Here is a 26,612-nt window from a genome sequence, read left to right on the forward strand (position 1 = left end):
CGCGGAAAGCGAAGGAATGATCCGGCACGGCTTATGAAATTCAACAACCTGATAAAAAGAAGCCTCAGGGCTTCTTTTTTTATGTGACATATAAGTCCAGGTTTGAGCGTACATTTGCTGATGGGGTACGTGCTGAAAATTGAGACAGACGGTCTATATTTTATTGGGTAATCAGCTTTGCAATCTGCTCAATACTCATCGTAGAATTCAGGTCATATTCACCAATTTGAATTCTGTCTGTTAAATTCTGATCTACTAGATATTCGTTAAAAACATCTTCATCATCAATGATACCGCCTGAGAAAAGCTGGTCACCGATTTCAGGAGAAGTCATTCCAGCTTCTACAGAAAGAATGATGCGTGTAACTTCAACAGGGCTTTCTTCTGGAGCTTCCTCCTCGAGTAATTGAACTCTTTGTTCCCATTGAGAAATTTCATCCTGAAGGCCATTGTATTCATCTTTTGATATGATCATTTCATTCTCAGAGACATTTGAAACGGTTTCTGGAGGCTTTTCGCTCATAAAGTATCCTGCACTGAAGATCAGCAGAGCACTTGCCATCATCCCAATGCCAGTTGAGCGTATGGATCTGCGATCTAACATATGATTACCTCACGATCTGTTATTTATTAAATGTCTTACATCATCAATATGTAAGGATGAAAGCTTGGATATTTGATCAGGTTTCATTCCCTGTTTATGAAGTGACAGCACCTGATTTGCTAATATTTCATTGATCTGTTTTGGTTTAACGGTCTTATGATTAGCAATGGGTTCGATCATTAATTCTTCTTCAAGCAGCTTTGTTCTTTTCTTCAACTGTGACATTTCCTGATACAGGCTCATTGAGAGCTCCTGAAGTTCATCTTCTGTCGCTTTAGTACGATCTTTCAGAAAGAACGATAAAATAAATAGAAAAAGACCCAACCCGCCTGCAGCAAGCATTATCCAATCCATTCTCTCACCTCCTGTTTAGTCGGATATAATTGTAACATGTCCGTTCTTAAATGATTGATAAACGTTTAAAAAAGATAGTAGATTTTTTTTAAAAACAATGATATTATAAATAAGTCGTATGAATCGAAGTATGTAACAAACAGCATTTGAATGTTTGGAGGGATAAAGATGCGTGTAAACATTACACTTGCTTGCACTGAAACTGGTGATCGTAATTACATCACTACTAAGAACAAGCGTAACAATCCAGATCGTATTGAACTTAAAAAATACAGTCCGCGCCTGAAGAAAGTGACGCTTCACCGCGAGACGAAATAATGAATGAGAGCCGAAAATGTAAAGTGCATTTTCGGTTTTTTTGTCATCCGGGAGGTCTGATCGATTGGATAAGAAGAAAATAAGACAACTTATGCTGAATCAGCTTCATAATCTTCCTGAAAAAGAGAAAAAATTATATACTAACCACATACATCAAAAGATTTTAACTTCTAAAGAATGGATTGAATCCGATATTATTGCCATTACAATATCTAGAGGGCAGGAAATTGACACAAAAGCACTGATTAATCAGGCGCTCGAAGAAGGTAAAAAAGTCTGTGCTCCAAGATGTGAGCCTGACACAAAAAAACTTTTCTTCCATTACATAAAGTCATTAGAAGAAGCTGTTCCTTCATTTTTTGGTCTGCTGGAGCCGGAACCTCATCTTCCTTTAGCTCATAAGAGTGAAATTGATCTTGTCATTGTACCTGGACTGGCTTTTTCCTCTTCAGGTTACCGGGTCGGCTTCGGGGGCGGTTATTATGACCGTTTTCTTTCAGATTATATAGGATACAGCATATCTATGGCATTTAGTTTTCAGCTGATAGAAGACAACTTCGCTGAGAGCTACGATATACCAGTTTCAAAAGTTATTACTGAACGCTAATTGTATGGGAATTACGTTTAGTTCTTCAGAAATCACTTAGGGAGAGTTTGCAGATGACCCTTAGAAATATGCATGACGTTCAGCTATTGCTTAAAAAATATGGTCAATATATTTATGGCCCGGGCAGGCTCGCAACTTTGGAGTTAATGGAAATCGAAGTAAAAGGTTTATACGACGAAGGTATGATTAGTCGTGAAGAGTTTTTACAAGCTATGCTAGTTTTGAAAAGTGAAATCAGAAAAGAAAGTTAAGGTGATTGTAATGATGAAAGCAGAATTCATTTTTGGTGTTGATATTGGAGGTACTACCACGAAACTGGCAGTTATTACTGATGAGGGTAAGATTGAAGAAAAATGGGAAATACCAACAAACACTACTAATAAAGGTGTAAGTATCATACCTGATATTGCTGCAGCAGTTAAATTAAAAATGACTCAAATGAACTTGAGCAATGATCAAGTGATCGGCATTGGTGTTGGGGCACCCGGTCCGGTTAATATGCAAACAGGCATCCTGTACACCGGCGTAAATATCGGATGGGAAAAGCCTGTAGCGTTAAGAGATGAGTTGTCGCAGCAGACAGGTTTGCCTGTAGTAATTGAAAACGATGCGAATGCAGCTGCTCTGGGAGAAATGTGGAAAGGTGCAGGTGGAGGCGCTCGCGATGTGGTTTGCGTAACACTTGGGACTGGTGTAGGCGGCGGAGTCATTGTGAATGGCGACATAGCTCATGGAATAAAGGGGGCTGCCGGTGAAATTGGGCACATTACAGCAGTACCTGATGGAGGCTATCAGTGTAACTGTGGGAAAACCGGCTGTCTTGAAACGGTTGCTTCTGCAACGGGCGTAGTCAGACTTGCTAAGGAAGAAATGGAAAAGTCAAATGGGATGTCCAAACTTCATTCAATAATGGAAGAGCATAAAGCAATAACAGCAAAAGATGTTTTTGACGAAGCTAAAAATGGAGATTCTGCCGCATCCGCAGCTGTTGAAAGACTAACATTTTATCTTGGGCTTGCACTGGCAAATCTGGGTAGTGCACTTAATCCTGAAAGAATTGTGATCGGCGGAGGAGTATCGAGAGCCGGAGATATATTATTAGATGGTATTGCGGAGAAATTTAAAAAATACGCATTTCCAACAGTAGCAGAGTCAACAGAAATAAAAATCGCCACACTTGGCAATGATGCAGGCGTCATTGGTGCTGCCTGGCTGATAAAATATAAACATTAAGGAATCTCCCTTGGATCTTCTGTTATTGCAGAAGATCTTTATTATTTATATCAGTAATATTTGTGTGAATAGTCCTTGTTTTACAATAATCATGATTTCACTTTACATTGAAGTTAATTGCGTTATAATCATATTTTGATTGAATCAAAATACGGTTAAATCAATACTTAATGCTTATGAGACTATTGAAGGATTTTTAATCATTTAAGTAAAAGTGGAACTTTTTGATGTTTGAAACGTCTATTAAGGTGGAATTGTAAATAAGATTTTAAGTATGTAAATTTCAGATTTGATTTTATTTACAATCAGGCGTATCATTATCAGGTATAGATACAATATCCACAAATTGTAATTGAAAGTGTAGGAGGAGTTTTTATGGACAAAAGATGGTCAATGCCAAAGCTCTCGCTTGTCATTATTGCCATTGCGTTCCTTTGGATTAAAACGTTTATAGCATATCATGCGAGCTTTAATATCAGTACAGATAATTTCATGCAGGATCTGATCCTGTTTATAAATCCGGTCAGCTTCCTGTTATTAATCTTTGGAGTATCATTACTCTTTAAAAAAGAAAAAACCAGAAACATCTATGTTATTGTCACAAGCTTCATTTTGACAGGGATTCTTTTTGCTAATATGGTTTTCTATCGTTTCTTTAATGACTTCATTACGCTGCCTGTGTTATTCCAGACGAATAACTTTGGGGATCTCGGCGGAAGTGCGATGGAAAACATCTATGTGACAGATGCGCTATATTTTGTTGACGTATTAATTCTTATTGTACTTGCAAAATATAAGCCTACTTTTATGGTATTTAATGAACCTACTAAGTTAAAGAGAAGAGCTTATTTTCTAGTTGCGATTGCAACATTCTTTTTGAACCTGGGATTAGCAGAAACAGAACGACCTCAGCTTCTGACAAGAACTTTTGATCGTGAAATGCTTGTGAAAAACATTGGTACGTATAATTATCATATTTATGATGTATACCTCCAATCAAAGCAATCTGCTCAGCGTGCACTTGCAGATAGCAATGCATTAACTGACGTTCATAATTATGTGGAAGCTAACAGGGCTGAACCTAATAGCGAATTCACGGGTATTGCAGAAGGTAAGAATGTGATCATTGTTGAATTAGAATCAGTTCAGGACTTTGTGATTAATAACGAAATGAATGGTGAAGTGATTACGCCATTTTTAAACGAATTGACACAGGATGAGGATACAATTTATTTTGATCAGTTCTACCATCAGACTGAACAGGGTAAAACGTCTGATGCTGAGTTTATTCTGGATAATTCATTATATGGTACTCCACGTGGTGCGGTATTCTTTACACATAGTGGGAATGAATATCAGACGATGTCTCACCAGTTGAATGATGAAGGCTATTTTACAGCAGCTATGCATGCGAACAACAAGAGTTTCTGGAACAGAGATATTATGTATGAGAACTTTACCTATGACAGGTTTTATGATCTTCAGGACTATGTTGTCGGTGAAGGAGATGCTGTTAACTGGGGAATGAAGGATATTCCTTTCTTTGAACAATCTGTAGATCATATGACAGAAATGGAACAGCCGTTTTTCTCTAAAATGATTACACTGACTAACCATCACCCTTTTTATCTGGATGAAGAAGATAAAATGATTGAAGAGTATGATTCGAATTCGGGAACGCTGAATCGTTATTTCCAGACTGTCAGATATACCGATGAATCAGTAAAGTTATTGTTTGAAGACCTGAAGGAATCAGGTTTGTATGAAGATTCAATTATTATTATGTATGGTGATCATTACGGTATTTCAGAAAATCATAATACCGCAATGAGTCAGTATCTTGAAAGAGAAATCACACCATATGAATCAGCTGAATTACAGCAGGTACCTTTCTTTGTTCACATGCCTGGATATGGTGAAGGTGAAACGATTTCAAAAGTAACTGGTCAGATTGACTTAAAACCTACAATTTTGAACCTGCTTGGAATTGAAGATAAGGAATCAATGCAGTTTGGGCAGGATGTTTTTTCTGAAGAAAATGATAATATGACAATTTTCAGAGATGGCAGAGTAGTATCCGATGAATTTGTTTATGCAGGAGAAATTTGCTGGGATAAAGAATCCGGGGAAGAAGTTGATAAAGAAAACTGCCGGAGTATTATTGATAAAGCAAAAGATGAACTTGCATTTAATGATGAAATTATTTATGGTGACTTACTGAGGTTTTATGATAATAAGAATGGTAAGTTATTGGAAAATGAAATAATTGAAGAATAAACATAAAAAGCTCCTGCGGGGGCTTTTTATATTATACTGATGAAAACAGAAAGGAGAAATGATGATGGCTATTGCTGATATTACAATTATTCCAATTGGCACTAAGACACCAAGCGTCAGTCAATACGTTGCAGATATTCAAGAGATACTTGAGAAGAGAGCGCAGGAAGGTGTAATTACATTTGAACTTACTCCAATGAGTACTTTGATTGAAGGGGAACTTTCTGTGGTGTTTAAAGTTATTCAGGAGCTTCATGAATCAATTTTTTCAGAAGAGATTAGCAGAGTAGCAACGAATATCCGGATTGATGAACGCAGAGACAGGGATGATCACTCAATGCAGAATAAACTTGCATCTGTGAAAAGGCATTTATCCAAATAAAAAAAGCTGACACTGCGTCAGCTTTTTTTATTAAACCGGATATCCGTCAAATACGATTGTCATTACCGTAAACCAGCCAAATACTCCAAGTGTAGCCAGTGCAAAGAAAATACCCATAATGTTCTTTTCTTTAAAAGAAGTAATTGTACCAATTACTGATAGAATCGTTACCAGCGCAAGGATAATAGTTAATCCATTCATTAAAAGCACCCCTTTCCATACGTTGGTTCCTGAATAAAACAAGATTAGTGCATAATATAAGTGTACTCATCATATATTTTATAGTTATTTCTTTATAATGTCGAGCATTAATCGTGACACTTTCGTGAGTATTCGTCTTTTTTTTGTAATCATGCTACACTTTGTCAGAGGTGATACACATGGAATGGTTTCAGTTACCTTTAGGACCGATGCAGACTAACGCATACATACTATATAATGAGCACAAGGAATGTTTGATCGTTGATCCGGGGGAAGAAGCACACAAAATTAAAGATTTCATTAAACAAAAACAACTAAAACCGCTCGCGGTACTCTTGACACATGCCCATTTTGACCATATAGGGGCAGTGGAAGAAGTAAGAAGTAAATATGAAATTGAAGTTCATATGCACATTCAGGAAAAGAGCTGGCTTCAGACTCCTGAAAAAAATGGATCCGCACTTTTTCAGGGAATAAAACCGATTGTTGCTTCACCAGCTGAACAAATCTGGGAAAAAGATAAAGAGGTTAACATTGGAACTTTTAAGTTTCAGCTCTACCATACGCCTGGGCACTCCCCGGGAAGCGTGAGTTTCTATTTCAGAGAGGAATCACTTCTGATATCCGGTGATGTACTGTTTCAGGGCAGCATTGGCAGGACAGATCTTCCAGGAGGTAATATGGACGAGCTGATGAAGAGTATTACCAGCAAATTAATGACGCTGGAAGATCATACTTACATCTTGCCGGGGCATGGACCTGTAACAACGCTTTTAGAGGAAAAAAGACACAATCCTTTTTTGCAGTGAAATAAAAAAGACGATTCCTCGAATAAGGGATCGTCTTTTTTATTTGAATCGGCTTCTTTGTCTTCAGATAAGAAGATTAAAATTAAAGCGGACCCTTAAGCGGCATCATAAATGTTGTCCAGTAAGTAAATCCTGCAAAGAAAATTGTTAAGTATACAAAGAATACATACACATACATGCGCTCAGATAATTTCATGTACCCTAAAAGGATGAAAAAGCCTGTCTGGGCCAGGAAAAGCAATGAAGTTTTTGGCATATGTCCTAAATAAAATAATACAGAAAAAATTCCAGTCCAAAACCCCATAACGCGATACATTTTATCCAACCGAATCCCTCCTTTACGCAAACAATACATCGAACCTATTATATAGGATACCATATTATAAAGTAAATAATCCATATTATTATATGTGACGATTGAGTGATTTTTAAATTTAAGCCTATACATTCATTGAACAAGTCGCAACGATTATATAGTGCTTATATAAACTTCATTAAATTTCCGATATAAAAGCTACAAATTATTCAAATGACAATCAATTTCTCAACAAATTGTGAACAATTAGAAATTATTTATTTATTTCATGTAAAATAGGTGTACATTTATTATACAAGTGGTATACAATTGATATAACATAAATATTACTTAATCAAATATTTTACAAAAATTAAACAAATGGAGGTAAGATCATGAATCAAATAACTTTCTTTACTTATCCGAGCTGTACATCTTGCAGAAAGACAAAGAAGTGGTTAAAAGAGAATGAAGTAAATGTCAACGAACGACACATCTTTAGAGAAACACCTGATTATGATGAATTGATGAATTTACTCTCTTTAACTACAGAAGGGTTAGACGAGCTTCTTGCTACTCGAAGCCAGTCCTTCAAAGCACTTGATAGAGATGTGGAAGACCTGCCATTATCAGAGGTTGTGAAGTTGATCATTGAAGATCCTAAGTTATTAAAACGTCCAATTTTAACTGACGGAAAATCTCTAATTGTAGGCTATAATCCTGAAGGTTTAAGAAGTCTCTCAAATAAGAAGCAAGCGTACAAACTATCAAGCTGATATTCTTTTGAGCTTAATGTCGGTTCACATATGATTGCATACAATGCAATCATATGTGAACCGACATTTTTTTATTTCATATTGTTTATAGATTTTAGAAATAAAGCGCTGAGTAATTAAATGTCAAACAATTAAAAAAACTTAAAGACAACGGCTGCTTTTTCGTGTATAGTGTAAATAAATTCAGAAAGGATGTGAAAAAATGCCATATGGCACTGAACTGTTAGCCCAAAATTTATTAAGGGAGGCATTCAAAAAGCAAGGGTCCGACATTCACTTTATACCTGAATCTGAGCAGATGATTGTACAGATTCGTGCACTTGGAGACCTCACAATGCACAAGAAAATCTCTGTCAATCAGGGAGAGAGACTCATCTCTCATTTTAAGTTTAAGGCATCACTGGATATCGGTGAAAAGCGCAAACCTCAAAGCGGTGCAAGTACCGTAACGATTGAAGAAGAAAAAGTTTCCCTCAGAATATCCACTCTTCCTTCAGCAGAAGGCAAAGAAAGCATGGTCATCAGACTATTACCTCAGTCATTCGCAGTTCCAATCGAAAAACTATCTCTCTTCTCGAATTCCGCTAAAACTCTAACCATTCTGGTAAGACAACCTCAAGGTTTAATATTATTTTCCGGTCCAACTGGAAGCGGTAAGTCCACCACTTTATATTCACTCATTCACTATTGTTCCACTGAGCTCAATCGCAGTATTATCACACTGGAAGACCCTGTTGAAAGAAATGAAGATCATGTATTACAGGTTCAAATTAATGAAAGAGCAGGTGTAACGTATGCTTCTGGTCTTAAAGCTGTTTTAAGACACGACCCTGATATGATTATCATTGGGGAAATACGTGATGAAGAAACTGCTGACATAGCTGTGAAGGCAGCTTTAAGCGGGCATCTTGTATTATCTACGCTGCACGCAAAAGATACGAAAGGCGCGATCAGAAGGATGATCGACCTTGGCATCCGAAAAGAAGATTTAAAACAGTCTTTAATTGGAGCGACAGGGCAGCGGCTGGTAAAAATACAGGTGGATGGTAAAACGCAATCAAGAACTTCAATTTATGAAATTATGACTTCAAATGCGGTATGTGATTATTTAGACGAGCTTCCGCTGCAATATCCATATGCTACACTTGAGCAGCTCTTCAGGAAAGGAGCAGCTTTAGGATATGTATCTTCTCAGGAATATCATCGCTGGATCACACCGACAGTCTACTATCCCCAAAAAAGATCAGCCGGTTTTCCTTCACCGATTAAGTGAACTGCGTGAAAACGGCTATCCACTGGATCAATCCCTCAGCTTTCTTTTTTTGCAATTCTCATCCCTGAAGAATCAGGACCAGCTAATAAACAATCTCGTTAACGGCTCATCTATAAGTGAAACGCTGAAAATGCTTGGTTTTCCGTCATATGCATGTATGCACCTTTATTTCGCAGAACAGTATGGAAACATTGGCAGTTCGCTTTCTGAGACAGCTTTCCTCATGAAACACCGGGAAAATCAAAAGAAAAAATTAATCGCGATCCTGCAGTATCCTCTGTTCTTAATCCTTCTCTTTGTATTTGTATCCGCAGTATTGAATATGTATCTGCTTCCGAGAATGACTCAACTTTATCAGTCTATTGGCAGTGACCAGTCTAAAATTATTATCATTGCGGACACTTTATTTCAAACGCTCCCTCAATTCTTCATCATCGCGTTACTATTCATTTCGCTATTCACCTTTATTTTCACGATTACTTTGATGAAAAGATCTCCATTAGAAAGATGGAAAACACTGTCCTCGCTGCCGTTTGCAGGTTTCTATTTTAAACATTATCACAGTTATCTGTTTTCAAGAGAAGCGTCAACACTGCTGATGAGCGGCTTATCATTTCAACAAATGCTGCAAACCTTTATTGACCAGCCTTACAGACCTCTTTTTAAAGACATCGGGCGGTTTATGACGGAAGAGCTTGAAAGAGGCCAGAGCGTATATCATACAATGCTGTTACTGCCTTATTTCACTGATGAATTACTGCGAATAACTCAGCATGGAGAAATGAACGGTAACCTTGAAAAGGAATGGGGATTCTACAGTAAGTATTGTTTAGCGGCACTTGAAGAAAAATCAGGGAGGTATTTTAATTTTCTGCAGCCAGTAATCTTTACACTTTTAGGAATAGCGGTGATTGGCGCATATTTAGTTATTCTTTTACCAGTTTTTAATTTATTACAAACTATTTGATTGATGGAGGAAACATGATGAGAAAAAAATTGATTAATTTGATAAAAAATAATCGGGCATTTACTTTAATTGAAATGGTGATTGTGTTACTGGTCATTTCAGTACTGCTGATTGTCAGCTTGCCGAATATCTCTTCTCAAAGTAAAGAAATTAACGGCAAAGGCTGTGAAGCATTCCAGCAAATGGTACAAGCCCAGGTGGAATCATTCAGGATGTCAGAAAAATCACTGCCGGCTGACATGGATGCTCTGCAACTGGCAGGATATTTAAATCAGCATGAAACCACATGTCCTGACGGTAGAGAATTGACGATAGAAGCAGATGGGAATGTTGCGATTGTCAGTGAACCTTGATCAGGAGAAAGGCTTTACGTTGATTGAAGTAATGATCGTATTATGTGTTGTCGGTTTATTCATTATAATTACATCCTCGGTTTATTCTTCAGCAAAGGAAATGTCCACTTCATTTGAAACTCAACTAACAAACGATCTGCACTTTGCACAGCTGGTAGCCCTTAAAGAAAAACAATACGTGACGGTCAGGTTTGATGCTTCCAAACAAAACTACAAAATGATTGCAGGATACACACCAAATGAAAAAGTGCTAGCAGATGTCATGCTACCTGAAAATGTTGAATTACTGGAAAACGGTACATTAAGCGTATTCAGATATGCTCCGTCAGGTAATACGACTACTTTTGGTGTAGTTCGATTTAAAGTTAATGGAGCATCTATGAATTATCATTTCTATCTTGCTAAAGGAAGATTTTATGTGGAAAAATCATAAAGGTTTCACACTTGTTGAGTCTATTTTGTCTCTTGGCATATGTATTACTTTCTGTCTGTTGATCCTGCCACTAATCGTTACCATTGTAGTAAAAGCTGATGAAGCTGAAGAGCGATCCATCATGTATGGAATTGCTTATGAACAAATGAAAATTTATCAAGTAAAAGGAACCGTTGAAAGCAGTGTGGTTAAAGAAGGGGGAGAATACTTGATTGAATTTAGACCGGATACCATGTGTGTGTCAAATGAAGATAGCGTCAGGGTATGTGTTCAGAAATAATAACAAAGGCTTCACAATGCTTGAAATAATGATCAGTATCGGGATATTAACAGTTATTGCTCCGCTATTTGCGCTCTTAATTTTCAGTTTTGCCAGTCTTTTACATTATGAAAACCCTTCAAAAGAATGGGATGTATTCGCTATTCAATTCCAAAATGAAATTGGTCCTTTAACAATTGAGTCTCACACACAACAGTCTCTAACATTTACAAGAGGGGAAGCGATAATCAGATTCTCCAAATATGGAACGCTTCTTCGAAAGACAGTCAATGGAACCGGTCACGAAATTCATCTGACGGATATAAAAGATTTGATGATTTGGACAGATAATCAGCTGGTTATGATGGAGGTGGAGTTTGCCGATGGGATTAAAAGAAAAACCGTATTTTATACGAGTATTCAAGAATGAAGACGGTTCGATATTGTTGCCGGTATTAATATTTTTTTTATTACTGTTATCAGCCTCAACAGTCATTGCAACAATTTCTATAGACAGAGTGCGACATGCCGAAATGATGTCTGATTACTATCGTCAGGCAGCGGCAGACCTATGGAGGACCGAATAAAGTAGGCACAGAAGATAAAATCATGTATGATGAATCAAAATTAATACATGAAGGTGATTCCAGATGAAGATTTACTTAATTGGTTTTATGGGAGCGGGAAAGTCAACGATTGGACGGGTATTAAGCAGAGAATTGTCTGCATCTTTTATCGACTTGGACCAGTGGATCGAACAGACTGAAAAGAAAAAGATCAGCACGATTTTTCAAATGGATGGAGAACTGGCATTCAGAAATATTGAAGTAGAAGCACTGAAAAGAACTGATGCAGAAATCGTTGCTACTGGGGGTGGCATATTATATTTTGAAGATACCGGAAAATGGATGCGTGAAAATGGAACGGTTATTTATCTCCACGCCCCATTTGAAGAGTTGTATGCAAGAATAGAAGGCGATCAATCCAGACCAGTTGCAGCAAAACCTTATAAGGAGCTGGAAGAGCTATTTCATAAAAGAACGGTTCTCTATGAGCAAGTATCTCATCATCGAGTTTCGGTATCGCATTGCTCCCCGGAGGATAGTGTAAAGGCTATTATCTTATCAACCCTTAAGGAGAACAAAGGTAAATAAGGCCGGCAGAAATGTGATGAATTGAAATAGATGGATCGGGTTTATTCTTTTGAAGAACGGCAGCATGCTGCTCACTATTTTCTTCGAGTAACTGTTCACAATACTTTTCAAATCGTGTATTTAGGATGTTTAGTGCTGTTTCGTAAGGAATGCGATTGGAATGAAGAACACTTCCATTTGGTCTGGTTTCAAATAAATGCAGATCCGGTATTTTTTCATGTGAATTCATCAGTATGAGTCCAGTTGTTAATGAAATACGACTATCTATCCTGATGCTGGCAGGACCTGGAGGTATAATTCCTGTGGTTAATTGCAAATGTATCCAGGGAAATAGATCCCTCTGGTTTTCTGCTTTTTCATAAGCAGTATAGAATCGGTTTTCCTCCTGAGCTGAAGCGAGCATTGATTGGAAAATGGGGTGATCATAGTTAAGCTGAGTGAAACCTTTATGATTGCTTGTGTCAGGTGAATCAACGAGCATAATTTGAAGTGGATCTCCTGACTGATTAAGAGCGTCCCGATAATGCCAGTAAAAAGGACGATTCATAAACTTTCTGTCCAGCTGCTCTGACAGCTGGACGGCTGCTTTGTTAGCTGATTCCGTCACAATTGCTCCATTTGATTTCAGGTATTCAATTACCAGTCTGTAAGCCTCTTTCAGCATGATTGACGCCCTCATTTGCTAAATAGTCTTCAAGTAAATTTAATTTATATTTTATTTCTTCTTCTGACCTGGAGTTCATTAATGCGTCTTCTAAATACTTCTCTGCTTCTATCCTTTCGGTAGAAAGGATTTGTTCATGCTCCCCAATAATTGCTTCAAACAGATGGACTTTGTTTTCTAATAAAGTCCATATTCTTTCTTCAATCGTATTTTTATTCAATAGATAGATGATTTCAACATCTTTTTCCTGCCCCAGCCTGTGAATTCTTCCAATTCTCTGCTCTAGCTTCATTGGATTCCAGGGCAGATCAGCATGAATCACACAGCTGCAGAATTGGAGATTTAATCCTTCAGATCCGGCTTCAGTAGCAATCATCACGTCAGCATGATCTCTGAAAAGGTCAGTCATCCATTTTTTCTTACCTTTTTTAAAGCCCCCTCGAAACATCACAGAAGATACGTTGTGTTGTTTTAGATACCATTGCAAATAGAGCTGAGTTGCACGGTACTGAGTAAAGACCAGTACTTTATCCTTTCTTTTATTGATAATTTCAAGTATTTCTTTTCCTTTCACCGTCTCGAGCTGACCGGGTGTAATATTCAATATTGGACCAAGTACATGACATAGATCTTTGTGCTGTTCTCTTTTAAGAGCTTTTAATAAAGCAATACTCGAACTGCATCCCTGCTTTAACAGTGTCAGATGAGTGAATTGGTGAGTGTTAACCCTTTTTAGTTCCCTAAAGGCTTTTTCTACAGCAACATATAATTCTCTCTCATAACCTGATTGGTCCAGCCACTTTATTTCAATGTTTCTTTTTGTCCATTTAATATCAGTGTCTTTTTTTCTGGTGCGTATCATGAGTGAATTCATCCGCTCGTGAAAAATTTTGCTATTTTCCAAAGACATTCTTTTGAATTCTTTTTTATCTTCAAATAACCCTGGACTGACTAAGGTTGACAATGTGAAAAGTTCTTCTGATTTATTTTGGACGGGTGTGGCTGTAAGGAGCAGCAAATATGTTTTTTGTAATGATGAAACGAACTGATAGTTCATTGTTTTCGGATTAGAAAGTTTGTGCGCTTCATCTACTATGACGAGGTCGAAATACAAATCAGTAAATATAGTTCTGAAAGGTTCTCTTTTTAACAAATCTATGGATGCGATCGTTACCGGATAGGTGCGCCATTCTTTTTTACCTTTATGGATAATTGATGAAATACCCAGGTTGTAAAGTTCAGATTGCCATTGTCCTGCAAGTGAAGATGGCACCAGTATCAAGACAGAAGTTGCAAGGTGACGAAGCTGTAATTCTTTTAAAATGATAGCTGCTTCAGCTGTTTTCCCAAGCCCCACTTCATCTGCCAGAATCGCACTGCCGTTCATATCAAAAATCACTTTTTCAGCAGCATTTATCTGGTGAGGCAGAGGTTGAAACATAGGCATGAACTTTAAAGATAATAATTCACGCCCATTTACTAACATACTTTTATGTAGTTGTTGAACTTTCCTGTTCAAGTGATAGTTTGACGGTCTGTTTGAATATAAATAAGATAGAAAGTCTTCTTTCCAGCCCGCTTCATGAGTGACTATTGAAAATGTCATATCAATTCTCCTTTCATTGCAATTAATGATTGTTGTCAAAGAAAGATGATGGTACGATAAAGATGATTTTAGAATCAACTATTTTATAAATTAATAAGCGTATAGTTATTGTGTCCATTTATTAAACAAATATAAGCGAATGATAGCAGAGGGAGAGACTCTTTTAGAAAGAGCGCCGAAGGAGCAAGCATATCCGTGAATCTCTCAGGCAAAAAGACTTCTGCTGGACGCAACTCTGGAGAGTGTTTCTATAAAAGAAACCACCAAAGGGGAAAGCCGCAAGGTAAAACTTTCAGGTGAAAAGGACAGGGACCCGTTTTTAAAAGGGGCATCCCTGTCCTTTTTTGTGTATAAATGGACAACTAAGAGGAGGAAAGCTTGATGAATGACACTTTGAAAAAAACCCCGCTTTTTGATCTTTATAAAGATTACGGCGGAAAAGTAATTGATTTTGGAGGATGGGCTCTTCCGGTACAATTTTCAAGTATTAAAGAAGAGCATCATGCTGTTAGAAACAACGCAGGTTTATTCGATGTCTCCCATATGGGGGAAGTAAAAGTAACCGGTGCTTCAAGTCTTGCTTACCTTCAGAAAATGATGACAAATGATATTAGTAAAATTAAAGTAGGGCAGGCTCAGTATACGGCAATGTGTTATGAAAATGGCGGAACAGTTGATGACCTGCTCGTTTATAAAAAAGGCGAAGACGATTATTTGCTGGTTATCAATGCTTCAAATATTGAAAAAGACGTTGAATGGCTTCAACAGCACAAAACTGACAATGTTGATGTTGAAAACATCTCAGATCATGTTGCGCAAATCGCGTTGCAGGGGCCTGAAGCTGAAAGAATTCTTCAAAAACTAACGAAGGAAGACCTGAGTGCAATTACATTTTTCAAATTTAAAGATGAAGTAAATGTAAATGGTTCATCCGTATTGGTTTCAAGAACCGGTTATACAGGAGAAGACGGCTTTGAATTATACTGCCATCCTGAAGACGCCGGGAAACTCTGGTCAGCGCTGTTAGAGACCGGTAAAGAAGATGGACTCCTGCCATGTGGATTAGGTTCGCGTGACACGCTGAGATTTGAAGCCAAATTGGCTCTCTATGGTCAGGAACTGACGGCGGATATTTCACCAATTGAAGCTGGGATCGGCTTTGCGGTTAAGCCGGATAAGGAAACAGTATTTATCGGTCAAGGCGTATTAAAAGAACAAAAGGTAAATGGTGCTCCGCGTAAATTAGTTGGCATTGAAATGATTGATAAAGGAATCCCGCGTCACGGCTATAAGGTCTTTGCCGACGAAGAAGAAATCGGATTTGTCACAACAGGTACACAGTCTCCGACACTCGGAAAAAATATTGGCTATGTGCTCATTAAGAAAGAATACGCATCACTCGGTCAGGAAGTATTTGTTGAAGTCAGAAAGAAAAAGCTGAAAGCCGAAGTAGTTAAATCTCCATTTTATAAAAGGTAATAAGAAGGGAGCAGAAAAAATGAAGCATCGTTACTTACCAATGACTGAGCAAGATCAGAAGGAAATGCTGAAAACGATTGGGGTTTCATCCGTTGAAGAACTGTTTGAAGATATTCCTGAAAAAGTGCGTTTCCAAGGTGAATTGAATATTAAACCTGCTAAAACAGAATCAGCTCTAATGAAAGAACTGGCGGCGCTTGCTGATAAAAATGCCGATACTCAAAAAAATACATCATTTCTTGGCGCGGGTGTATATGATCATTATTCACCGGTCATTATGGATCACGTTATTTCAAGGTCAGAATTCTATACGGCCTATACACCTTATCAGCCTGAAATTTCACAAGGAGAGCTGCAGGCAATTTTTGAATTCCAGACAATGATTGCGGAATTGACAGGAATGGATGTTGCAAACTCTTCAATGTATGACGGTGGAACTTCTTTTGCTGAAGCTGCCATGTTATCTGCAGGTCAGACTAAGCGTAAGAAAGTACTCGTATCCGGAGCGGTTCATCCTGAGTCCAAAGCTGTTCTCGAAACGTATGCAGCGGGTCAGAACATTGAAGTAGTCACTATACCTGAAAAGGATGGAGTAACTGATTTAGAACAGCTTAAAGCTTTGATGTCAGATGAAATAGCTGCAGTGATGGTTCAGTATCCTAATTTCTTTGGTCAAATCGAAAGACTTGATCAAATTGAGCAGCTTGCACATGGAAGCAAAGCGATGTTCGTTGTCTCTTCAAATCCTCTTTCACTCGGTGCATTAACACCGCCGGGAGCGCTTGGTGCAGATATTGTTGTTGGAGATGCTCAGCCGTTCGGTCTTCCACAGGCGTTTGGCGGACCACACTGCGGATATTTTGCAGTTACAAAGAAGTTAATGCGTAAAGTACCAGGCCGTCTGGTCGGTGAAACAAATGATGAAGAAGGTCAGCGTGGATATGTTCTGACACTGCAGGCACGCGAACAGCACATCCGTCGTGATAAAGCGACATCTAATATCTGTTCAAACCAGGCGCTTAATGCGTTGGCGTCTTCCGTAACGATGACGGCACTTGGAAAGCAGGGTATACAGGAAATCGCTCATCAGAATCTTCAAAAAGCAGCCTATGCAAAAAAACAGTTAAAAGCTGCTGGGTTACATGTAATTAATGGTGGTTATACATTTAATGAATTTGTAATTGAACTCAAAAAACCGGTATCAGAGGTAAATAAAAATCTGATGAAAAAACAGATTATTGGTGGATACGATCTGGGCAGGGATTTTGAGAATAGACAAAATCAAATGCTGATTGCCGTTACTGAACAGCGTACAAAAGAAGAAATTGATCTATTGGCAGAGGAGCTGAAACAATATGCGTAGTGAAAACCAGCCGCTAATTTTTGAAATGTCACGAGAAGGAAGAATCGGATACAGTTTACCTGAACTTGATGTGCCGGAAACAAATACTGATGAATTATTACCTGAAGGTTTTGCGCGAAAAGAAGCTCCTGAGCTCCCTGAAGTATCCGAGCTAGATATCATGCGCCACTATACAGCACTTTCAAAACGTAACCATGGTGTTGATTCAGGGTTCTATCCGCTTGGCAGCTGTACGATGAAGTATAACCCGAAAGTGAACGAGGCTGTTGCACGTTTTGCAGGATTTGCTCATATTCACCCTCTTCAGGACGAGAGCACTGTCCAGGGCGCGATGGAAATGATGTATGATCTCCAGGAACATCTGATTGAAATTACCGGAATGGATGAGGTCACACTCCAGCCTGCTGCAGGTGCACACGGTGAGTGGACCGGGCTGATGATGATCAGAGCATTCCATGAGGCGAATGGAGACTTTAACCGAACAAAAGTCATCGTGCCTGATTCAGCACACGGTACAAACCCAGCCTCTGCAACAGTTGCCGGATTTGAAACTGTAACGGTTAAATCTAATGAAAATGGATTAGTCGATCTGGATGACTTGAAGAGAGTTGTGGATGAAAATACAGCTGCTCTCATGCTGACGAACCCAAATACGCTCGGATTATTTGAAGAGGATATTCTTGAAATGGCTTCTATTATTCATAATGCAGGTGGAAAGCTTTATTATGATGGAGCTAACCTGAATGCAGTCCTTGCAAAAGCACGCCCAGGAGATATGGGATTTGATGTCGTTCATTTAAATCTTCATAAAACATTCACGGGTCCTCATGGAGGAGGCGGTCCCGGATCAGGTCCTGTTGGTGTTAAAAAGGATCTAATCCCTTACTTGCCAAAACCACTTCTTGTCAAAACTGAGGAAGGTTTTACATTTGATTACAATCGACCGGACTCAATTGGTCGTGTGAAGCCTTACTACGGGAATTTCGGCATTAATGTACGGGCATACACATATATCAGAACGATGGGGCCGGATGGTTTGAAAGCCGTAAGTGAAAATGCAGTCATTAACGCGAATTATATGATGAGAAGGCTTGCTGAGTATTTTGATCTGCCGTATGACAGACACTGCAAGCACGAATTTGTTATCAGTGGAAAGCGACAAAAAAAGCTTGGTGTGCGTACACTGGATATCGCAAAGAGGCTGCTTGATTTTGGATTCCATCCGCCAACGATCTACTTCCCGATTAATGTGGAAGAATGTATGATGATCGAGCCGACAGAAACAGAATCAAAAGAAACGCTGGATTCGTTTATCGAAGCGATGATTCAAATTGCTAAAGAAGCTGAAGAGAACCCTGAAATTGTGCAGGAAGCTCCACACACCACTGTGATCAGCCGCTTGGATGAAACCCAGGCAGCACGTAAACCTGTCTTAAGATATATGAAGAAAGAGCCGGTTGAAGTATAAAAGAAGAAAACCTCCTGAGTGCTCAGGAGGTTTTTTCATATAAAGAGATATTCGTTAAGCAAAAGTTACTTGCGTTTAATTTTGCCTGTCCATTTTTTAAATCCGCCCTGCAGCTGATAAAGGTCTTTTACGCCTTTTTTGTGTAAAAGCTGTGCTGCCCGGCCGCTTCTCATACCGTTCTGACAATAAATATAAACCGGCTTGTCTGCACGGATTTCACCAAGTCTCATCTTAAGCTGGGAAAGTGGAATGTTTCTGGCTCCCAGGATGTGACCGCCATCATACTCTTTCTGTTCGCGGACATCAATGAGCTGTGCTTTCCGGTAACCGCTTTTAAATTCTTCCTCAGTTAATGGTTTAAGAATTTTTTTCTGACGGAAATAGTTGAAAGCTGAATAAATGATGATTCCCGCAAGAATGATGAGTACTACATATAATGACTCCAAGTTTTTAACCCCTTTCTATCTCACACTATTCTTTATTATAGTAGCCGGTGTCCATAAGTTCAAAGAAAATAATCAATTTGATCAATTGATTTTGACAAGATCATGGACACAATACAAAGAAAAAGAACAAGTGTGAAATCATTTCAATTTGACAAATTTCCATATTGTTTTCTCTTTTTCTCTAAGGAATGTTCTCTTTTTCTTTGTTTATTGAATTTGACAAAACTTTTCTAATTGACACAAAAAACTATATATTGTATGTAGTGCAAAAAACTAAACACAATATATTGTGTTTTTTGGTTTGAGGGTATATATTATTGGTAATACATACAGTAGTTAAATACTAAAAACATTTGTTAATTACTGAAGATATAGATTGAAAGGGGATATGACAGTGGTCCAAATATCAGCATCAGCACTCATATTAAACAAAAAAAAGCTAAATAAAGACATTCAGTTATTTGATGTCGTTCATCCAATTACAGAGGAAATGAAGCTTACACACAAAGGTGTATCAAGACTTGTTATGCTGGATCGTTATGCTTTTAAAGATACTGAAAAGAAAACATTAGGTGAAGGCGATTTTGTTGTGCTTACAGTCAGAGAAGATCCTAAATTTCCAGCACGTGGTCTCGGCTTTATTAAGGAGATTGACTGGGAAAACGGACACGCATCAGTACAGGTGGAAGACGAATTTAAAAATTCACTGGATACACCTAAAGAAATAGAAACGGGCATCGTAGTCAGGTCACTTGATGTAATTGAAAAGCCGCTTGAGGTCTACTACGAGCAAATTGCATTAAGAAATGCTACAGGGCTGGCATCAGTTGAGAAAACGGCTGATCTACAACAAGAGTGGACAAAAAAGTTTTATAATGAGCTTTCAAGCATGAGATTTGTTCCTGCAGGCCGTGTGCTATATGGAGCGGGTGCTGAAACTGATGTCACGTTTTTTAACTGTTATGTTATGCCTTTTATCCAGGATTCAAGAGAAGGAATTTCAGATCACCGTAAGCAGGTAATGGAGATTATGAGTCGTGGCGGCGGTGTTGGAACGAACGGATCAACACTAAGACCAAGAAACACACTTGCAAGAGGTGTTAATGGAAAATCATCCGGATCGGTTTCCTGGTTAGATGATATTGCAAAGCTCACTCATTTAGTGGAGCAGGGTGGCTCAAGACGTGGAGCACAAATGATTATGTTATCAGATTGGCATCCTGATATTATTGAATTTATTATTTCTAAAATGCAAAATCCGAGAATTCTCAGATTCCTTCTTGAAACAACGAACGATGAATTTATCAGGAAAATTGCACAGGAAAAATTAAAGTTTACTCCGCTTAATGAACAGGAAGCAGCAATGTATCAAAGCATTGTTAATTATGAAAGCATTGAAGGTTTCGGTGGATTCAATAAAGAAATTATCGATGATGCGAAAGAGAAACTCGCAGAAGGAGGCACTTATTCTGTTCACAACCCTGATTTTCTAACGGGTGCCAACATCTCAGTCTGTCTGACAGATGATTTCATGAAAGCTGTTGATGAGAACCAGGAATATGCTTTGCGATTCCCGCATGTGGAAGCTTATTCAAAAGAAGAGATGGCTCATTACAATTCACAATGGCATGAAGTCGGAGATGTCCGTAAATGGGAAGAACAGGGTAATAAAGTGAGAACGTACCGGACGATTCAGGCGAAAGAATTGTGGAACCTCGTTAACATTTGTGCAACATACTCTGCAGAGCCGGGGATCTTCTTTATTGATAATGCCAATGAAATGACCAACGCTAAAGCATACGGTCAGCAGGTTGTAGCAACAAATCCTTGCGGAGAACAACCACTTGCACCATTTTCTGTCTGTAATTTAGCAGCAGTAAATCTCGCAGAGTTTGCAGACAAGAAAAATAAAACAGTGAACTATGCTCAGCTTAAAGAGACTGTTGCAACAGGGGTTCGTATGCAGGACAACGTAATAGATGCAACACCTTATTTCCTTGATGAAAACAAAAAGCAGGCACTTGGAGAGCGTCGTGTAGGTCTAGGTGTAATGGGTATGGCTGACCTTCTGATTTATTGCGAAAAAGAATACGGTTCTGAAGAAGGCAATCAGTTAGTCGATAAAGTATTTGAAACAATTGCAGTAACTGCTTACAAAACTTCAATTGAACTTTCAAAAGAACGCGGATCGTTCCCATTTCTAGAAGGTGAAACGGAAGAAGAGACAAATCGTTTAAGACAGGCTTTCATTAACTCAGGTTATATGAAAAAGATGCCTGAATCTGTGAGATCAGGCATTCTTGAAAATGGTATCCGTAATTCGCATCTGTTAACTGTTGCGCCAACCGGCAGTACCGGCACAATGGTCGGGGTGGCAACCGGTCTCGAACCATACTTTTCCTATACGTATTACAGAAGCGGACGCCTCGGTAAGTTTATTGAAGTGAAAGCTGATATCGTAAAAGAGTACCTGGAGTTAAATAACAAAACTGAAGAAGACGGCCTGCCATCATTTTTTGTAACAGCGATGGAACTTGCGCCTGAAGCGCATGCTGATACGCAGTGTGTCATTCAAAAATGGATTGACAGTTCGATCTCTAAAACTGTGAATGCACCTAAAGGATACTCAGTTGAACAGGTTCAAAGCGTGTATGAAAGACTTTACCACGGTGGAGCAAAAGGTGGAACAGTCTATGTAGACGGCAGCCGGGACAGCCAGGTATTAACCTTAAAAGCTGAAGAAAACAAATTAGAGAAACCGAGAGAAAAGCAGAATGTTGTATTGGTGGATACGATTCAGGACTTACGCTCTACCAACGTAACAATAGGATCTGAACTGGGCAATACTTGTCCGGTCTGCCGTAAAGGCACAATAAAAGAAATTGGTGGATGCAATACGTGTACAAACTGTAATGCGCAGTTAAAGTGTGGATTATAATTTAATAACAGTTAAAAGGCGCTCATTTGATGAGCGCCTTTTATTTTGGGGAAATCTGCAAACAAAAACACCTGAATAAACAGGTGTTTAAAGTGTCATACGCTTTTTCTTTTTACCTTTTTTCCCTTCAATCACTGTCAGTTTTGGGCCGTTTAATCTGGCTGCAGAAGCTTTTTTAGCAGGCTTTTTCTGAGCACTGGGCTGAATCTTTCTAACTTTTGTTGCTTTTGAAGGTTTAGCAGGCTGATATTTCTTCTTTGACTGACGGACAGCTTTTTTATAAGCACTCTGTTCCTGGGCGTTTCCTCTTCGGGACATAATGAATCGGTATATTCCGTAGATAGCAGCAGCTAGCAGAACATAAATCAGAATCATTCTGAGTAAGGCCCCCGGCTCAGTCACAACCATCGAAATTAATCCGAACGCCCCCAGAATTACCACAGCAAAGAAAATAATACTTTTAACATTCAATGCAGCCACCTCCCGCAGCAAAGCTTTTTATTAGTTTAGACAAGTGCAGCTTTTTTTAAACCTTTTTCAGCCTCATCTTCAAGTTCCAGCATTTTATTGAATGATGCAATTGCTACTTCAACCTGATCATCTTTCGGCTCTTTTGTTGTCAGCAGTTGCAGCCAGAGTCCTGGATAACCAAGAAACTTAAGGACAGGAATGTCGCGCACCTTATTCGTCAATTGGAGCACTTCGAAGGAAATGCCCAACACGACCGGAATCAATGCGATACGGTTAAGTATACGTGCAGTTAACGGTTCTGTTGGAACTAACAGGTACACAAACATACCGACTATTACTGTGAACAGGATGAAGCTCGAGCCACATCTGTAGTGAAGGCGTGATTGTGACTGAACATTTTCAACAGTTAAGGGTAAATTATTTTCATACGTATTAATGACTTTATGCTCTGCGCCGTGATATTGAAACACTCTTTTGATTAATGGCGTCATGGAAATAAAGTAAATATAAGCAAGAAGCAGTATCACTTTGAACAAACTCTCAAGCATGACCTGTCCTACATCACCTGGAACCGCAAATCGGAAAAGTTCTGCAAGGAAAACAGGAATCAGTGTGAACACAAACTTACCGAACAGGAAAGAAAGTACACCAATTGCCGCGATGCCAAAGATCATTTCAAGCTTAGAAGTTTTTTGCTCCTGCTGCACTTTCTCATCTTCTTCTGGCAACACATCATATCGTTCACTCGAAAAATTGAGATGCTGTGTGCCATTAGCACTTGATTCAATCAAGGCAATGATACCTCTTAAAAATGGAATCTTTTTTAGTTTCTGAAATGTTGGATTCTGTTTTCTCGGAAGATCAAAATACTCAATTGAGTCGTCTTTTCTTCTGATTGCAGTTACAGTGTGACGTTTTCCGCCGAACATAACACCTTCCATCACTGCCTGTCCGCCATACGCGGGTTTTTCATTTTTCATTTTTACACCAGCCTATTCCTTACATTCCTAATATTCAATGAACCAGCAAAAGCTGATAATAAATAAGGTATTTACAGTTTACTAAAAAATCAGTCATTCATCTACTGTCTAAGGTTGCGAATAACGTATTTAGTTCAGTGGCATAATGGTTGGAAAAAAGGAGATGGTTGAAATGGAATTTCCAACGATTAAAAGAATTCCTCTTGCCATATACACATCCATTGCAGGAGGACTGTTATTTTACTGTTTATATCGATTTTATGTTTATTTTCATTTTATAGAAAGAGAGCTGTTAAAACCTAAGTTTTCATTCATGACTGCAGAATGGCAAAAAGGCTTCGTTAGTGAAAGTTTATTTGCTCTGCTTATTCTGATTTGTTCAATTATATGGGCGATGGTTTACTATATCATTTTTAAAAATCGCGACTCAATTTATCCCGGTGTTTTTTCAGGACTCTTTTTGTTAGGCGTGCTGTTGCTGCTGGGATGGTTCCTTGAATGGCGGATCAACCCTGCTGAACTGCAGGTGAGAACGATCATCTCTCTTAACTCTCTCTTTATTTTGTACGGTCTGTTCACAGGTTATTCAATTTCTTATCCTGATCCTTATACTAATCATCATACGGAAAAATAACCGGCTGATGTGTTACAATTTATTTGTGTGACGAAATATAAGGAAAAAGGAGCGTTATGCCATGAAGATCCTATTGCTTAATGGACCTAACCTTAACAGGCTGGGCAAAAGACAGCCGGAAATTTATGGAACTGATACCCTGGCTTCTATTGAAAAACATTTAATCGTACTTGCCGAAAAGTATAAGATTGAATTATTCGCCAAACAATCGAACCATGAAGGTGCGCTGGTTGATGCGTTACATGAAGCTGAAGATCATGATTTTGCTGGCGTTGTTTTTAATCCGGCCGCGTACACGCATACGAGTATTGCCCTGAGAGATGCGGTTGCGTCGATTTCAATTCCAGTTGTTGAAATTCATTTATCCAACATTCATGCCCGCGAATCTTTTCGTCATCAGTCAATGATTGCGGCTGAAGCAATCGGGCAAATAGCCGGTTTTGGTGTGTACGGATATGAAATGGCACTTAACGCTCTTATTAAATACGTAAAGGAGAATGATGATGAGCAAAATTGAAAAGTTAAGAAATGGAATTGCAGGACAAGCTGATGGGATCTTAATTACGAGTCCTTATAACCGCAGATACATGACGAACTTTACAGGTTCTGCAGGAGCAGTATTGATTTCACAGGAGAAAGCTGTGTTCATTACTGATTTCAGATATACGGAACAGGCTGAAAAACAAGCTGAAGGTTATGAAGTAATCACTCACAAAGGTCCGATTACAAAAGAAATTGCCGATCAGTGTGAGAAACTAGGTATTAAAAAGCTTGGAATTGAATCAGACCATCTTGTATTAAGTACATATAAACTGTATGAAGAACACATTAACGCTGCGCTCATTCCTTTATCCGGGACTGTCGAAAAGCTCCGCTTAATAAAGTCTGAAAGTGAGATCAGTATTATAAAAGAAGCTGCTGACATTGCAGATGCAGCCTTTAAGCATATCCTTGATTTTATAAAGCCGGGTAAAACAGAAATTGAAGTATCAAATGAACTTGAATTCTTTATGAGAAATGCAGGTGCGGTTTCTTCGTCATTCGATATTATTGTTGCAAGTGGTATCCGTTCTGCACTTCCGCACGGCGTTGCCAGCAATAAGGTAATTGAAAAGGGTGATTTTGTCACACTTGATTATGGCGCGCTTCATAAAGGATATGCATCAGATATGACGAGAACGCTTGCTGTTGGAGAACCTGATGAGAAACTCAAGGAAATCTATCAGGTAACACTGGATGCTCAATTAAAGGCTATGGATGAAATTAAACCCGGACTGACAGGGAAAGAAGCAGACGCAATTGCGCGTGACTATATTTCTTCTAAAGGTTATGGAGAATATTTCGGTCATTCACTTGGACATGGGCTTGGTATGGAAGTTCATGAGGGTCCTGGACTATCTTCCCGTTCGGAAACAAAACTTGAACCAAATATGGTTGTTACTGTTGAACCGGGCATCTACCTGCCTGGTATTGGGGGCGTCAGAATTGAAGATGACACAGTCATCACGGAGAGTGGGAATGAAACACTGACACACTCGACAAAAGATCTGATTATCCTATAAAATTGAATCAAACGCATGAAATGACGTTTACTTTTAGCTTAAGAGTATATACAATTACTAGCGGTAAACTGAGAGACATCAAGAAAACGGAGGAATATAAATGATTTCAGTAAATGATTTTAAAACTGGCTTAACAATAGAAGTTGATGGCGGCATTTGGAGAGTAATGGACTTCCAGCACGTAAAACCAGGTAAAGGTGCTGCATTTGTTCGTTCTAAGCTGCGTAATCTTCGTACTGGTGCTGTACAGGAAAAAACGTTCAGAGCAGGCGAAAAGGTTGCAAAAGCTCAGATTGATAACAAACGTATGCAATATTTATATGCAAATGGAGATATGCACGTATTCATGGATAACGAATCTTATGAGCAAATCGAACTCCCTGAAGCACAGATTGAATATGAGTTGAAGTTTCTGAAAGAAAACATGGAAGTACAAATTATGATGTTTGAGGCTGAAACGCTTGGGTTAGAACTTCCTAATACAGTTGAACTGGAAGTAACTGAAACGGAGCCTGGTATTAAGGGTGATACTTCAAGTGGCGGTACTAAGCCGGCAACGGTTGAAACCGGATTAACTGTCAATGTACCATTCTTTGTGAATCAGGGAGATAAGCTTGTCATTAATACAACGGATGCATCTTACGTATCACGTACACAATAAAACTTTGAACTGCCCTATTTTATAGGGCAGTTTTTTTATTCCCGC

32 protein-coding genes and 2 riboswitches are annotated in these 26,612 nt (G+C 38.7%); of the genes, 23 read left to right on the forward strand and 9 right to left on the reverse strand.

The window, feature by feature from the left end; translation table 11 throughout:
- Positions 1-160: 160 nt before the first annotated feature.
- Positions 161-604, reverse strand: coding sequence for an endolytic transglycosylase MltG (locus tag E2626_RS16425; protein WP_134383167.1), 444 nt, complete (start codon positions 602-604; stop codon positions 161-163).
- Between the two features lie 9 nt (positions 605-613).
- Complete coding sequence (locus E2626_RS16430; protein ID WP_134383169.1) at positions 614-958, reverse strand: hypothetical protein; 345 nt, start codon at positions 956-958, stop codon at positions 614-616.
- Positions 959-1,126: 168 nt separating this feature from the next.
- On the opposite strand from E2626_RS16430, the gene rpmG reads away from it, so the two are divergent.
- From rpmG to E2626_RS16460, 6 genes are all read left to right on the forward strand, one after another.
- The gene (gene rpmG, locus E2626_RS16435) at positions 1,127-1,276 is read left to right on the forward strand and encodes a 50S ribosomal protein L33 (RefSeq protein ID WP_039809691.1); all 150 of its coding nucleotides are present in this window, start codon (positions 1,127-1,129) and stop codon (positions 1,274-1,276) included.
- Between the two features lie 64 nt (positions 1,277-1,340).
- A complete protein-coding gene (locus E2626_RS16440) occupies positions 1,341-1,883 on the forward strand; it encodes a 5-formyltetrahydrofolate cyclo-ligase (protein WP_134383171.1) in 543 nt (180 codons plus the stop codon).
- 53 nt (positions 1,884-1,936) lie between these two features.
- The gene (locus E2626_RS16445) at positions 1,937-2,134 is read left to right on the forward strand and encodes a YqgQ family protein (protein ID WP_134383173.1); all 198 of its coding nucleotides are present in this window, start codon (positions 1,937-1,939) and stop codon (positions 2,132-2,134) included.
- 13 nt (positions 2,135-2,147) lie between these two features.
- Positions 2,148-3,116: an ROK family glucokinase gene (locus E2626_RS16450; protein WP_134383175.1), complete on the forward strand. Its 969-nt coding sequence runs from the start codon at positions 2,148-2,150 to the stop codon at positions 3,114-3,116.
- Between the two features lie 375 nt (positions 3,117-3,491).
- Positions 3,492-5,393 (forward strand): LTA synthase family protein, encoded by a 1,902-nt coding sequence (locus tag E2626_RS16455; RefSeq protein WP_134383177.1) that lies wholly within the window; start codon positions 3,492-3,494, stop codon positions 5,391-5,393.
- A 64-nt stretch (positions 5,394-5,457) separates the two neighbouring features.
- Positions 5,458-5,775, forward strand: a complete 318-nt coding sequence (locus tag E2626_RS16460; protein ID WP_134383179.1) for an MTH1187 family thiamine-binding protein — start codon at positions 5,458-5,460, stop codon at positions 5,773-5,775.
- A 30-nt stretch (positions 5,776-5,805) separates the two neighbouring features.
- Here E2626_RS16460 and E2626_RS16465 read toward each other — a convergent pair whose 3' ends face one another.
- Positions 5,806-5,976 carry a DUF2759 domain-containing protein gene (locus tag E2626_RS16465; protein WP_134383181.1) on the reverse strand — a complete coding sequence of 57 codons (171 nt, stop codon included), beginning with the start codon at positions 5,974-5,976 and terminating at the stop codon, positions 5,806-5,808.
- A 179-nt stretch (positions 5,977-6,155) separates the two neighbouring features.
- On the opposite strand from E2626_RS16465, the gene E2626_RS16470 reads away from it, so the two are divergent.
- Entirely contained in the window at positions 6,156-6,785 is a 630-nt protein-coding gene (locus E2626_RS16470; RefSeq protein ID WP_134383183.1) for an MBL fold metallo-hydrolase, read from the forward strand.
- Positions 6,786-6,867: 82 nt separating this feature from the next.
- Here E2626_RS16470 and E2626_RS16475 read toward each other — a convergent pair whose 3' ends face one another.
- Complete coding sequence (locus tag E2626_RS16475; RefSeq protein WP_041122869.1) at positions 6,868-7,110, reverse strand: DUF2626 domain-containing protein; 243 nt, start codon at positions 7,108-7,110, stop codon at positions 6,868-6,870.
- A gap of 365 nt (positions 7,111-7,475) precedes the next feature.
- Between E2626_RS16475 and E2626_RS16480 the strand changes: the two genes are divergently transcribed.
- The 8 genes from E2626_RS16480 (at position 7,476) to E2626_RS16515 (ending at position 12,295) form a co-directional block, all read left to right on the forward strand.
- Positions 7,476-7,856, forward strand: coding sequence for a Spx/MgsR family RNA polymerase-binding regulatory protein (locus E2626_RS16480; protein ID WP_134383185.1), 381 nt, complete (start codon positions 7,476-7,478; stop codon positions 7,854-7,856).
- A gap of 202 nt (positions 7,857-8,058) precedes the next feature.
- Positions 8,059-9,129: a competence type IV pilus ATPase ComGA gene (gene comGA / locus E2626_RS16485; RefSeq protein WP_134383187.1), complete on the forward strand. Its 1,071-nt coding sequence runs from the start codon at positions 8,059-8,061 to the stop codon at positions 9,127-9,129.
- On the forward strand, positions 9,038-10,096 hold the full coding sequence (gene comGB / locus E2626_RS16490; protein ID WP_134383189.1) for a competence type IV pilus assembly protein ComGB: 1,059 nt from the start codon (positions 9,038-9,040) through the stop codon (positions 10,094-10,096). The genes comGA and comGB overlap by 92 nt, the downstream gene beginning before the upstream one ends.
- A gap of 17 nt (positions 10,097-10,113) precedes the next feature.
- Complete coding sequence (gene comGC, locus E2626_RS16495; protein WP_134383191.1) at positions 10,114-10,449, forward strand: competence type IV pilus major pilin ComGC; 336 nt, start codon at positions 10,114-10,116, stop codon at positions 10,447-10,449.
- Positions 10,424-10,882: a competence type IV pilus minor pilin ComGD gene (gene comGD, locus E2626_RS16500; protein ID WP_166786859.1), complete on the forward strand. Its 459-nt coding sequence runs from the start codon at positions 10,424-10,426 to the stop codon at positions 10,880-10,882. The genes comGC and comGD overlap by 26 nt, the downstream gene beginning before the upstream one ends.
- A complete protein-coding gene (gene comGE / locus E2626_RS16505) occupies positions 10,866-11,162 on the forward strand; it encodes a competence type IV pilus minor pilin ComGE (protein ID WP_134383195.1) in 297 nt (98 codons plus the stop codon). The genes comGD and comGE overlap by 17 nt, the downstream gene beginning before the upstream one ends.
- Complete coding sequence (gene comGF / locus E2626_RS16510; RefSeq protein ID WP_134383247.1) at positions 11,128-11,571, forward strand: competence type IV pilus minor pilin ComGF; 444 nt, start codon at positions 11,128-11,130, stop codon at positions 11,569-11,571. The genes comGE and comGF overlap by 35 nt, the downstream gene beginning before the upstream one ends.
- A 220-nt stretch (positions 11,572-11,791) precedes the next feature.
- Positions 11,792-12,295: a shikimate kinase gene (locus E2626_RS16515; protein WP_134383197.1), complete on the forward strand. Its 504-nt coding sequence runs from the start codon at positions 11,792-11,794 to the stop codon at positions 12,293-12,295.
- On the opposite strand, the gene E2626_RS16520 is transcribed toward E2626_RS16515, so the two are convergent.
- Both E2626_RS16520 and E2626_RS16525 read right to left on the reverse strand, forming a co-directional pair.
- Positions 12,273-12,959: a YqhG family protein gene (locus E2626_RS16520; RefSeq protein ID WP_166786860.1), complete on the reverse strand. Its 687-nt coding sequence runs from the start codon at positions 12,957-12,959 to the stop codon at positions 12,273-12,275. The genes E2626_RS16515 and E2626_RS16520 overlap by 23 nt on opposite strands.
- Entirely contained in the window at positions 12,928-14,565 is a 1,638-nt protein-coding gene (locus E2626_RS16525; RefSeq protein WP_134383201.1) for a DEAD/DEAH box helicase, read from the reverse strand. The genes E2626_RS16520 and E2626_RS16525 overlap by 32 nt, the downstream gene beginning before the upstream one ends.
- A 139-nt stretch (positions 14,566-14,704) precedes the next feature.
- A riboswitch (glycine riboswitch) is annotated at positions 14,705-14,795 on the forward strand.
- A gap of 3 nt (positions 14,796-14,798) precedes the next feature.
- A riboswitch (glycine riboswitch) is annotated at positions 14,799-14,876 on the forward strand.
- Positions 14,877-14,946: 70 nt separating this feature from the next.
- On the opposite strand from E2626_RS16525, the gene gcvT reads away from it, so the two are divergent.
- The 3 genes from gcvT to gcvPB are packed head-to-tail and all read left to right on the forward strand — an operon-like array spanning position 14,947 to position 18,875.
- On the forward strand, positions 14,947-16,044 hold the full coding sequence (gene gcvT, locus E2626_RS16530) for a glycine cleavage system aminomethyltransferase GcvT (RefSeq protein WP_134383203.1): 1,098 nt from the start codon (positions 14,947-14,949) through the stop codon (positions 16,042-16,044).
- Between the two features lie 19 nt (positions 16,045-16,063).
- Positions 16,064-17,407: an aminomethyl-transferring glycine dehydrogenase subunit GcvPA gene (gcvPA, locus tag E2626_RS16535; RefSeq protein ID WP_134383205.1), complete on the forward strand. Its 1,344-nt coding sequence runs from the start codon at positions 16,064-16,066 to the stop codon at positions 17,405-17,407.
- Positions 17,400-18,875, forward strand: a complete 1,476-nt coding sequence (gcvPB, locus tag E2626_RS16540; protein WP_134383207.1) for an aminomethyl-transferring glycine dehydrogenase subunit GcvPB — start codon at positions 17,400-17,402, stop codon at positions 18,873-18,875. Before gcvPA ends, gcvPB begins: the two co-directional genes overlap by 8 nt.
- A gap of 65 nt (positions 18,876-18,940) precedes the next feature.
- Here gcvPB and E2626_RS16545 read toward each other — a convergent pair whose 3' ends face one another.
- A complete protein-coding gene (locus tag E2626_RS16545) occupies positions 18,941-19,321 on the reverse strand; it encodes a rhodanese-like domain-containing protein (protein WP_134383209.1) in 381 nt (126 codons plus the stop codon).
- Positions 19,322-19,715: 394 nt separating this feature from the next.
- Here E2626_RS16545 and E2626_RS16550 point away from each other — a divergent pair, with 394 nt between their 5' ends.
- Positions 19,716-22,259, forward strand: coding sequence for a vitamin B12-dependent ribonucleotide reductase (locus E2626_RS16550; RefSeq protein ID WP_424955147.1), 2,544 nt, complete (start codon positions 19,716-19,718; stop codon positions 22,257-22,259).
- 87 nt (positions 22,260-22,346) lie between these two features.
- Here E2626_RS16550 and E2626_RS16555 read toward each other — a convergent pair whose 3' ends face one another.
- Positions 22,347-22,730, reverse strand: a complete 384-nt coding sequence (locus E2626_RS16555) for an SA1362 family protein (protein ID WP_134383213.1) — start codon at positions 22,728-22,730, stop codon at positions 22,347-22,349.
- A 35-nt stretch (positions 22,731-22,765) separates the two neighbouring features.
- A complete protein-coding gene (locus E2626_RS16560) occupies positions 22,766-23,710 on the reverse strand; it encodes a DUF1385 domain-containing protein (protein ID WP_134383215.1) in 945 nt (314 codons plus the stop codon).
- Positions 23,711-23,882: 172 nt separating this feature from the next.
- Between E2626_RS16560 and E2626_RS16565 the strand changes: the two genes are divergently transcribed.
- From E2626_RS16565 to efp, 4 genes are all read left to right on the forward strand, one after another.
- Positions 23,883-24,344, forward strand: coding sequence for a YqhR family membrane protein (locus tag E2626_RS16565; RefSeq protein WP_166786861.1), 462 nt, complete (start codon positions 23,883-23,885; stop codon positions 24,342-24,344).
- A gap of 61 nt (positions 24,345-24,405) precedes the next feature.
- The gene (gene aroQ / locus E2626_RS16570) at positions 24,406-24,861 is read left to right on the forward strand and encodes a type II 3-dehydroquinate dehydratase (RefSeq protein ID WP_134383219.1); all 456 of its coding nucleotides are present in this window, start codon (positions 24,406-24,408) and stop codon (positions 24,859-24,861) included.
- Positions 24,848-25,906, forward strand: a complete 1,059-nt coding sequence (locus tag E2626_RS16575; protein ID WP_134383221.1) for a M24 family metallopeptidase — start codon at positions 24,848-24,850, stop codon at positions 25,904-25,906. Before aroQ ends, E2626_RS16575 begins: the two co-directional genes overlap by 14 nt.
- A 100-nt stretch (positions 25,907-26,006) precedes the next feature.
- A complete protein-coding gene (gene efp, locus E2626_RS16580) occupies positions 26,007-26,567 on the forward strand; it encodes an elongation factor P (protein WP_134383223.1) in 561 nt (186 codons plus the stop codon).
- Positions 26,568-26,612: the final 45 nt, after the last annotated feature.

Origin of the sequence: Jeotgalibacillus salarius (genome assembly GCF_004405125.1) — a bacterium.
GTDB classification, from domain to species: Bacteria; Bacillota; Bacilli; order Bacillales; family Jeotgalibacillaceae; genus Jeotgalibacillus; species Jeotgalibacillus salarius.

What these genes read in the sequence shown, in the direction of transcription:
- E2626_RS16425 (WP_134383167.1), bottom strand. Translation starts at nt 604, where the DNA reads ATGTTAGATCGCAGATCCATACGCTCAACTGGCATTGGGATGATGGCA.
- E2626_RS16430 (WP_134383169.1), bottom strand. Translation starts at nt 958, where the DNA reads ATGGATTGGATAATGCTTGCTGCAGGCGGGTTGGGTCTTTTTCTATTT.
- rpmG (WP_039809691.1), top strand. Translation starts at nt 1,127, where the DNA reads ATGCGTGTAAACATTACACTTGCTTGCACTGAAACTGGTGATCGTAAT.
- E2626_RS16445 (WP_134383173.1), top strand. Translation starts at nt 1,937, where the DNA reads ATGACCCTTAGAAATATGCATGACGTTCAGCTATTGCTTAAAAAATAT.
- E2626_RS16450 (WP_134383175.1), top strand. Translation starts at nt 2,148, where the DNA reads ATGAAAGCAGAATTCATTTTTGGTGTTGATATTGGAGGTACTACCACG.
- E2626_RS16455 (WP_134383177.1), top strand. Translation starts at nt 3,492, where the DNA reads ATGGACAAAAGATGGTCAATGCCAAAGCTCTCGCTTGTCATTATTGCC.
- E2626_RS16460 (WP_134383179.1), top strand. Translation starts at nt 5,458, where the DNA reads ATGGCTATTGCTGATATTACAATTATTCCAATTGGCACTAAGACACCA.
- E2626_RS16465 (WP_134383181.1), bottom strand. Translation starts at nt 5,976, where the DNA reads ATGAATGGATTAACTATTATCCTTGCGCTGGTAACGATTCTATCAGTA.
- E2626_RS16470 (WP_134383183.1), top strand. Translation starts at nt 6,156, where the DNA reads ATGGAATGGTTTCAGTTACCTTTAGGACCGATGCAGACTAACGCATAC.
- E2626_RS16480 (WP_134383185.1), top strand. Translation starts at nt 7,476, where the DNA reads ATGAATCAAATAACTTTCTTTACTTATCCGAGCTGTACATCTTGCAGA.
- comGA (WP_134383187.1), top strand. Translation starts at nt 8,059, where the DNA reads ATGCCATATGGCACTGAACTGTTAGCCCAAAATTTATTAAGGGAGGCA.
- comGB (WP_134383189.1), top strand. Translation starts at nt 9,038, where the DNA reads ATGTATCTTCTCAGGAATATCATCGCTGGATCACACCGACAGTCTACT.
- comGC (WP_134383191.1), top strand. Translation starts at nt 10,114, where the DNA reads ATGAGAAAAAAATTGATTAATTTGATAAAAAATAATCGGGCATTTACT.
- comGD (WP_166786859.1), top strand. Translation starts at nt 10,424, where the DNA reads ATGTTGCGATTGTCAGTGAACCTTGATCAGGAGAAAGGCTTTACGTTG.
- comGE (WP_134383195.1), top strand. Translation starts at nt 10,866, where the DNA reads ATGTGGAAAAATCATAAAGGTTTCACACTTGTTGAGTCTATTTTGTCT.
- comGF (WP_134383247.1), top strand. Translation starts at nt 11,128, where the DNA reads ATGAAGATAGCGTCAGGGTATGTGTTCAGAAATAATAACAAAGGCTTC.
- E2626_RS16515 (WP_134383197.1), top strand. Translation starts at nt 11,792, where the DNA reads ATGAAGATTTACTTAATTGGTTTTATGGGAGCGGGAAAGTCAACGATT.
- E2626_RS16520 (WP_166786860.1), bottom strand. Translation starts at nt 12,959, where the DNA reads ATGCTGAAAGAGGCTTACAGACTGGTAATTGAATACCTGAAATCAAAT.
- E2626_RS16525 (WP_134383201.1), bottom strand. Translation starts at nt 14,565, where the DNA reads ATGACATTTTCAATAGTCACTCATGAAGCGGGCTGGAAAGAAGACTTT.
- gcvT (WP_134383203.1), top strand. Translation starts at nt 14,947, where the DNA reads ATGAATGACACTTTGAAAAAAACCCCGCTTTTTGATCTTTATAAAGAT.
- gcvPA (WP_134383205.1), top strand. Translation starts at nt 16,064, where the DNA reads ATGAAGCATCGTTACTTACCAATGACTGAGCAAGATCAGAAGGAAATG.
- gcvPB (WP_134383207.1), top strand. Translation starts at nt 17,400, where the DNA reads ATGCGTAGTGAAAACCAGCCGCTAATTTTTGAAATGTCACGAGAAGGA.
- E2626_RS16560 (WP_134383215.1), bottom strand. Translation starts at nt 23,710, where the DNA reads ATGAAAAATGAAAAACCCGCGTATGGCGGACAGGCAGTGATGGAAGGT.
- E2626_RS16565 (WP_166786861.1), top strand. Translation starts at nt 23,883, where the DNA reads ATGGAATTTCCAACGATTAAAAGAATTCCTCTTGCCATATACACATCC.
- aroQ (WP_134383219.1), top strand. Translation starts at nt 24,406, where the DNA reads ATGAAGATCCTATTGCTTAATGGACCTAACCTTAACAGGCTGGGCAAA.
- E2626_RS16575 (WP_134383221.1), top strand. Translation starts at nt 24,848, where the DNA reads ATGAGCAAAATTGAAAAGTTAAGAAATGGAATTGCAGGACAAGCTGAT.
- efp (WP_134383223.1), top strand. Translation starts at nt 26,007, where the DNA reads ATGATTTCAGTAAATGATTTTAAAACTGGCTTAACAATAGAAGTTGAT.